Annotated in this window: 5 protein-coding genes; 2 read left to right on the top strand and 3 right to left on the bottom strand. The window is 40.1% G+C overall.

What is annotated here, in order from left to right; genetic code table 11:
• Positions 1-134: 134 nt before the first annotated feature.
• On the bottom strand, positions 135-4136 hold the full coding sequence (locus VB733_RS09865) for a magnesium chelatase subunit H (RefSeq protein ID WP_323339907.1): 4002 nt from the start codon (positions 4134-4136) through the stop codon (positions 135-137).
• A 434-nt stretch (positions 4137-4570) separates the two neighbouring features.
• Between VB733_RS09865 and VB733_RS09860 the strand changes: the two genes are divergently transcribed.
• Positions 4571-5245 carry a response regulator transcription factor gene (locus tag VB733_RS09860; RefSeq protein ID WP_323339916.1) on the top strand — a complete coding sequence of 225 codons (675 nt, stop codon included), beginning with the start codon at positions 4571-4573 and terminating at the stop codon, positions 5243-5245.
• A 92-nt stretch (positions 5246-5337) separates the two neighbouring features.
• On the opposite strand, the gene VB733_RS09855 is transcribed toward VB733_RS09860, so the two are convergent.
• Positions 5338-6075: a DUF4079 domain-containing protein gene (locus tag VB733_RS09855; protein ID WP_323339906.1), complete on the bottom strand. Its 738-nt coding sequence runs from the start codon at positions 6073-6075 to the stop codon at positions 5338-5340.
• A gap of 230 nt (positions 6076-6305) precedes the next feature.
• The gene (locus VB733_RS09850) at positions 6306-6695 is read right to left on the bottom strand and encodes a hypothetical protein (RefSeq protein ID WP_323339905.1); all 390 of its coding nucleotides are present in this window, start codon (positions 6693-6695) and stop codon (positions 6306-6308) included.
• Positions 6696-6918: 223 nt separating this feature from the next.
• Here VB733_RS09850 and VB733_RS09845 point away from each other — a divergent pair, with 223 nt between their 5' ends.
• A complete protein-coding gene (locus VB733_RS09845) occupies positions 6919-7983 on the top strand; it encodes a DMT family transporter (protein WP_323339904.1) in 1065 nt (354 codons plus the stop codon).
• The last annotated feature ends 96 nt before the right edge of the window (positions 7984-8079 follow it).

The raw sequence follows: 8079 nt of genomic DNA, 5'->3' as shown, positions 1-8079 counted from the left end.
TTTTTAACACCGACCCACTTATTTTACCCAATTTGTTTCATTTGCCAATATCAATCTGGAAATAAAATAAATAAAAAAAGACGCGATCGATCGCGTCTCTACATTAATAATTTATGGTTATTTCTCAACCGAAATTATTCGATTCCTTCAATCTTATCTTCAACTTGCTGATATAATTCCCGCAAGCGATCGAGGTTTTCTTCACTGGTTTCCCAATATCCTCTACCGTTTGCTTCTAACAAAGTTGTCACCATCTTTCTAAAGGAATGGGGATTGAGATTTAACAACCGTTCCTGCATTTCCTTATCTTCCATGAAGGTGCTATTCGCATCTTCATATATCCAGTTGTCAACAGCACCAGATGTTGCACTCCAACCAACGGTGTTAACTAAGCGCTTCGATAATTCCCGCACACCTTCGTAACCGTGGGATAACATTCCTTCGTACCATTTCGGATTCAACAATTTGGTACGGGAATCTAAACGGACAGTTTCTGATAAGCTGCGAACCTGGGCATTGGCGGTGGTAGTATCTGCCATGTAGGATGCTGGCATTTTCCCATCTTCACGCAGACTTGCAACCAATTTTGTTGGGTCGGAGTCGTAGTAGTGGGATACGTCTGTTAAGGAAATCTCGGAAGAATCCAGGTTTTGGAATGTCACCTCGGCAGTTTTCAAGGTTTTCTCGAAGATTTCCCGCGAATTTTGCATCATTCCAGGATCATCGGCACTAAAGGCAAAGGATTTACGTTTGAGGTACATTTCCTGCAACTCACCTTCGTTTTCCCAGGTGCTATTTTCTACCGCCAGGTTGATGTTGCTGGAGTAGGAGCCGGATGCGTTGGAGAAAACGCGGGTTGCTGCTTGACGCAGATTAATTCCCATTTCTTCCGCTTGGGCTAGTGCATGTTTGCGGATAAAGTTCATTTCCAAGGGTTCGTCTGCTTCTGCTGCCATTTTCACAGCTTGATCGAGCAGATTCATTTGGTTGATGAACAGGTCGCGGAAGACTCCCGAACAGTTAATGACTACGTCGATGCGGGGACGACCTAATTCCGAAAGAGGTATTAATTCTAACTTGTTAACACGACCCAAGGCATCGGGAACTGGACGGACACCAACCATCCACATAATTTGTGCCAGTGATTCCCCGTAGGTCTTAATGTTATCTGTACCCCAGAGTACGCAGGCGATGGTTTCCGGATAGTTACCACCATTTTCTGTCATGTTTCGCGCTAGTAAGCGATCGACGACGATTTTGGCTGATTGAACTGCGGCTTGGGTGGGGATTGATTGGGGATCGAGGGCGTGGATATTTTTACCTGTGGGCAGGACATCTGGGTTACGGATGGGGTCGCCACCAGGTCCTGGTAGAATGTATTCGCCTTCTAAGCCGCGTAATAATCCTGCGAGTTCTTTATCTGCACAAACTTGTTCCAGACAGAATTCCAGGTACTCAAATAATTTCTTCAGGGAATCGGTATCAACGTTGGTGTAACCAGCTTTGTGTAATGCTTCTACCCAAGGTTCTTTTTTACCCATGTTGAAGAAATTCAACTTGGAAATTAGGGAAACACGACCTTCAGAATCGGTTTGAGCTTTGACTAATGCAGCTACAGCCGCGCGGATTGCCAAGGTCATATTTTGCAGAAGTTCTACATCCTGCAAAACACCTTTATCGCTGTTTTTATAAATTTCTTCCAAGTCGCGGTAAATACTATTGGCGATGATTCTAGGTAAACCCAGCAGTTCTTCTTCCTGACGGTCTAAGCTAGCAATATTTACCAAGGTTGCGATCGCTTCTTCGGCGGTGGGTGGTTTACCAATGACGTGCAAACCGCAGGGTAATAGCCGCGATTCGATTTCCATCAATTTGCGGTAAACAATACCGACGATATTATCCCGCTCCTGTTGGGACATATCCTTTGCGTCGGTTTCTGGTAACTCGATGTCTTTATCAAGATTAACCATCCGCGCTTTGTCCATGATGGTGTTCACAATGGGGATACCCCGACCACCATCTTTGAGGGTTTGATAGGAAGCAATTAATTCGCTGAGTTCCTTTAATCCTTTGTAGAGACCAGCATTTTCTGCGGGAGGTGTCAAGTAGGAAATGATTTCTGCATAACCGCGACGTTTAGCAATTGTAGCTTCGCTAGGGTTATTGGCGGCGTAGTAATAGAGATTGGGAATACTACCAATCAAGTTATCAGGGTAACAATCACCCGACATCCCCATTTGCTTACCGGGCATAAATTCCAGGGAACCGTGGGTTCCGAAATGTAATACCGCATCTGCACCCCAGACCTTTTCTAGGTAGGTGTAGTATGCCGCAAAACCGTGGTGGGGACTAGCGGAACGGGAGAATAACAACCGCATCGGGTCGCCTTCATAACCAAATGTCGGCTGTACGCCAATAAATACATTCCCAAAGTGCTTACCGTAAATTAGTAAATTCTGTCCGTCACTGTTGAGATGTCCGGGTGGTGGTCCCCAGTTTTCCTCTAAACGTTGGGAATAGGTAGTTAATTCCTCATATTCAGGAACCGACATCCGGTAAGCAACATTTAATTCGGGACTATTGTATTGTGCTTGGGCATCGTGAATGACCTGTTCCATCAATTCCTTAGCACTTTCCGGCAAATCCGGTAAATCGTAACCGTTTTGTTTGAGTGCCTTCAACACCTCGTGAATGGAACCGAATACATCCAAGTAAGCTGCTGTTCCCACATTTCCCTTATCGGGGGGGAAACTAAATACAGTGATGGCAACTTTTTTATTGAGCTTGGGTTTGCGGCGCAAATTTGCCCATTTAAATGCCCGTTGCGCGATCGCTTGCACTCGATCCTGTAATGCGATCGCTTTTCCAGTTGTGCCATCTCGACCCGACATAATTATCGGTTCAATCGCCCCATCTAATTCGGGAATGGCGATTTGTAAAGCTACCTGAATCGGGTGTAAACCTAAATCGCTATCCAACCACTCCTCTGTAGTTTGGAATACCAAAGGTAAGGCGACCATGTACGGACGATTCAAACGTTTGAGGGAGTCGATCGCCTTGGGATGGTCTTGTCGAGCAGGTCCACCCACCAACGCAAAGCCAGTCAAAGATACTACCGCATCTATTTGTACTTGCTTAGTAGTCGGTTCGTAGAAATAGGCATCGACAGGCTTAGAAAAGTCCAAACCACCTGCAAACACTGGAATCACCCTTGCACCTAAGGATTCCAGTTCCTGTACCATTGCCACATAGTGAGCATCGTCTCCAGTGACAAGGTGAGTACGTTGTAATACTAAACCAACACAGGTCGCTAAAGGGTCTTTTAAATCGTTTGATATATCTTTGCGGCTGTTATACCAGTTGAGATATTCCCGGACATCTTCAAACATCGAAGGTGCCAGAGGATGCCAGATACCCATGTCGGGGTAGGTGACAGGTTCTTCGTACTCCAAGGGAGAGCCGATATTTCGCCTCTCGACATTGTGATTATTTTTATCAAATACATATTTATCAGCCAGCATCAACAGGAAATTCTCCAGGTTTTCTGGGGAACCACCTAACCAATACTGAAAACTCAGCATAAAATTACGTGCATCCTGAGCTTTTTCCACGGGCAGATACTTCAGCACATTGGGAAGAGTCCGCAACAACTTCAGCATCCCATCTTGGAAGCCAGCGCCGGATTTCTCCTTCCGCTTCTTCATAAACTGAGCGATCGCACTTTTCGATTGTCCCAGTTGTGCGAGGGAAAAACTCCCCATCTTATTCAATCGCATGACTTCGGGCATCGATGGGAATACAACCGCCACATCCAAATTATCCCGGATGGGTGTTACAGCCTCAACAACTTTTTGCGCTAAATCTTCAATAAAAATTAACGAGGCAATAAAAATATTTGCGGTTTCCAACTCCCGCTTAAACTCGTCATAATTTTCTTTGTCGCGAAGTTCTTCAATCAAATAGCCGCTAATCTCGATCGCCAGATTCGGATTATTTTGATTAATCTCCCGAACCGCTTGCGATAAAGCACTTTGATACTGCGACTCTAACACGACATAGACCACCTTGAGTAAATGCCGTCCCCGCAAATCGTCGGGTGCAATATGACGAATGGTGGACTTGACGTGAGTGAACATGCTAACGAAGCTCCTTAAATGCGTGTTCTCTTCTTTAAAGGGTCAGCTACATGTGTGGAAAGCGCAGGCAAACCTTACATGTAATATATTTCGACAATTTGAGGTACTATGAAGTTTTTATCAGAAAAGTCCTTCATAAAGCCGCATTCGTCGTCTGTTTGACACAAAAAGATATAAAAACGGATATTTACTGTTACAAAAATTTAGATTACCAGAAAGCAATCACTCACACAAATATTAAGTTTTCTTTACATTTTTTAATAACTATTTAGAGATTAATAATTTAATCAAAAATTATTTCATGCGTCTTATCAGGTTTGTAGAGATTATGGAAGTTAAGGTTGCAGTTTTTCCGGAACCTGACCAAAAAATTACTTTTGTTGTGGCATTACATTAACTAAATGTAGGATTTGAGATATATAAATATGAATAATATGACTGCACATATACTTCTAGTTGAAGATGAAATTAAATTAGCAAGATTTGTGGAATTGGAACTGAGTAGCGAAGGTTACAAGGTGAGTGTTGCCCACGATGGGATGACTGGGTTAACCTTAGCACGGGAGTCATCACCAGATTTAGCTATTTTGGATTGGATGTTACCAGGGTTAACAGGTTTAGAACTGTGCCGTCGTTTGCGAGCTACAGGTAATAAGATACCAGTGATTTTGTTGACAGCTAAAGATGAAGTGAGCGATCGTGTAGCTGGTTTAGATGCGGGTGCTGATGATTATGTGGTGAAGCCTTTTAGTATAGAGGAATTATTAGCCAGAATTCGTGCCCATCTGCGTCGTACTCAAGAAACAGATGAAGATTTATTACAGTTTGAAGATTTGAGTTTAAATCGTCGTACTCGTGAAGTGTTTCGTGGTAAAAGGGCGATCGATTTAACAGCAAAAGAATTTGATTTATTGGAATATCTTCTGAGTCATCCCCGTCAGGTTTTTACGAGGGAGCAAATTTTAGAAAAGGTTTGGGGTTATGACTTTATGGGGGATTCTAATATTATCGAAGTTTATGTTCGTTATTTACGTTTGAAGTTGGAAGAAAATAATGAGAAGCGTTTGATATATACGGCGCGTGGGGTGGGATATGCATTAAGGGAATAATTTTGTTGATCACAATTCACCTATATCCTCGAATTCTTGAAAAACTCAAGGATATAAATGAGTAATAGTAAAAATTGAATTTTTATTGAGATTTATTCAGATTTTTTAGGTAAACTTGGAGCCTGAATTATGCAAGTTTGAGTATTACAATTTTGCTGATAAAGTTGCTGTATATATGCTTCTTGCCAACTCAGGGGAACTTCCAATAATGAAAGTGTTCCCGTCATTCCCTGCACGATAAATATGAGGAGAGCAATACAACTGAAGGTGATATGAACTTTGCGCCAAAAATTACTTTTGTCTTTGTAGATTTCGGGCAAAATCGCTAGAGAGAAAATCATTAATAAAGTAGCAGCTATTCCATAGTAGTAATGGGAAATATACCACTGGTCTGTTTTGCGATAAATGCCATCTTGACAGCCAAGTATCACCAAGCCCATTCCAGTTAATGTCGCAAATATCGCACGCCATTTTTTTTGTTTGGCTTGATAAAGTAAAATTTGAGAAATAATTGTCGCCACAAATAATAAGATGATAAAAGTTACCTGAAAAGGTGATTTTTTCCAAACTTGCTTTTCCAAAATATTGACAAAAATATCATTTGCCAAAGCTATTAAAACAATACTAACCACAGAACCTGTTAACCAACGACCTAACTGAACATGTTCTTGTCCCACAACTGGGGGTATCTTACTTTTACCTGTTGCTTTTGTTTCTAAGCGACGCTGACGAGTTTGTAATGCACGATTGACGACAATCCCAATTAAGGGAAAAACTATAATCACGGCAAATACTGGATGCAATAGTAAAATTACATCTTTAGCTTCCATATTAAACCTCTATTTAGAAATTATTGATTTGATTAATGTCAAGATTTAACTCAAAATTTGAGTTGTAAGCTAATAGTTAAAGTCAATTTTAATAAGCTAAAAATAAAAAAATATGGAATGTTTTAGTATTATTAAGACTACTTTTACTATTAGCTAATTTATGTATCAATTGCGGTAACTATTGGATTGGCAATGCTAGAAGATATGAGTTGAATGCAAATTTATCAAAATTACTTAACTTCGCTAGGTGCAAAAGCAGTAATTCTACCTTTTTTGACTGCAACTACGACATCATAGGTTGCACAATAAGAAATCGTCACATTATTGGCTTTATTGTAGAGATTAACAACCATTCCGGCTCCACCAGGTTGGACAGCAATTGGCTCTAAATCTCCAAAAAAGTAACGTCTGAGTTGATCACCACTGCCAAACTGACCTTTACTTTTGATAAGCATATCAATTTTTTGTTGAGCTTTTAAGCCAGTCACATCTTTCATTTCCTGTTTCATTTCTTGGGCTGAAGCCTGAGCCAGTGAAGGATTAATGAGTTTAATTGGCGCATCCCAAATCGTCACCATACTAGCTAGGGTAATAGTTGCAAGCAGTGAATTAAATTTCATTTTTGACTCCTGAATTTTTGGTTTGAATTTAGTGTTTGCATCATCTCAACTGTCCAAAGTATTGCAGTCAGCCCTGAGAACTAGTTGAACCCAAACCAGGATTTTTCTGAATTTATCCCTAAAAAAACTCAATTTTTACTCAGGATTTTTTCAGATTTACCTCACCCTGACTTAATCAAGGCAGTTTATTATCAAGAAAAAGTGTTTTCATGGTAGGGGTTTTATGGTTTCCAGGTATAGCAGACGGAAGCGTCAAATCCACAAAAAAATTCCAGGACAAATTTATCTTTGGCTGGCTATTTTGATTTTTGGAGCATCTAGTGCAATAACGAGGAAACTGACAGAAATTGGCGCTCAAAATTTTATGGGCGATCGCAATCCAATTTCTCTATGTAATGTATTATTTGTAGGTAATCTGTGTGCATTAATAGTTTTGATGATAATCTACTGGCGACAGTGGAATAGATTTATATTGGCAAAAATATCTAGAAAAACCTGGTTTAATCTGACAATAGTCGCTATTTTATCAGGAGCGATCGCACCTGGTTTAATTTTTCAAGCATTGGCATTAACTAATGTTAATAATGTTGTTTTGGTTGGACGTTTGGAACCACCTTTAACATTAGCTTTATCAGTTTGGTTGTTGAAAGAAAGAGTAAATATTTGGGCAATTATAGGAGCATTCATTTCCTTTATTGGTGTCACTTTCACAATTATTCTGCAACCTCCAGGAGAAGCCATGATGAATTTGCCAGGTTTTCATATTGGAATTGGAGAAGTCTTGGCAGTAGTGGCAGCATTTGCTTTAGCAGTATCAACAATTATTGGTAAACAAAATCTTACTCAAATTCCTTTGGGAATTTATAGTGTTTTTCGTACAGCTTTGGGAACCGTCATATTTTTCTTTATTGCTTTAATACTTTATGGTGGCGACCATTTTATGGATGCATTTTCACCTTTTTTGTGGCAGTGGATGTTAGTATATGGCGTAGTAATTGTAGTGCTAGGTCAGTCATTTTGGATTAAGGGTTTAAGAGCTTCTACTGTTTCTGTTGCTTCTCTGGTTGGCTCTTTTACTCCAATTGTAGGAGTTTTAGCAGCTTATTTAGTTTTGGCTGAGGTGCCAACTCTAGCTCAGTATATTGGTGGTAGTTTAATTTTAGTGGGAATTATCATCAGCCAAATTGGCATAAAATATCATAATTCTCATCTTTCTAACTTAGCCAAGAAAAGTTCTACTGCAACTGAGCAAAAGTTAGAAAGTAACATGGGATTTAAGGGAATTTAATATCAGAATCTTGTTAAGAATAATTTGAGGTAATATTAATTTTGGTTATAATAATATGTAATCAATAACTCAAAATAAATAATTATCATCAGAACA

It is taken from the genome of Calothrix sp. UHCC 0171, from assembly GCF_034931845.1.
Classification (GTDB): domain Bacteria; phylum Cyanobacteriota; class Cyanobacteriia; order Cyanobacteriales; family Nostocaceae; genus Brunnivagina.
This window is presented reverse-complemented; position numbering and strand designations above follow the sequence as displayed.

Excerpts from the sequence above, each read along its gene's own strand:
- VB733_RS09865 (WP_323339907.1), bottom strand. The coding sequence starts at position 4,136 with ATGTTCACTCACGTCAAGTCCACCATTCGTCATATTGCACCCGACGAT.
- VB733_RS09845 (WP_323339904.1), top strand. The coding sequence starts at position 6,919 with ATGGTTTCCAGGTATAGCAGACGGAAGCGTCAAATCCACAAAAAAATT.
- VB733_RS09860 (WP_323339916.1), top strand. The coding sequence starts at position 4,571 with ATGACTGCACATATACTTCTAGTTGAAGATGAAATTAAATTAGCAAGA.
- VB733_RS09855 (WP_323339906.1), bottom strand. The coding sequence starts at position 6,075 with ATGGAAGCTAAAGATGTAATTTTACTATTGCATCCAGTATTTGCCGTG.
- VB733_RS09850 (WP_323339905.1), bottom strand. The coding sequence starts at position 6,695 with ATGAAATTTAATTCACTGCTTGCAACTATTACCCTAGCTAGTATGGTG.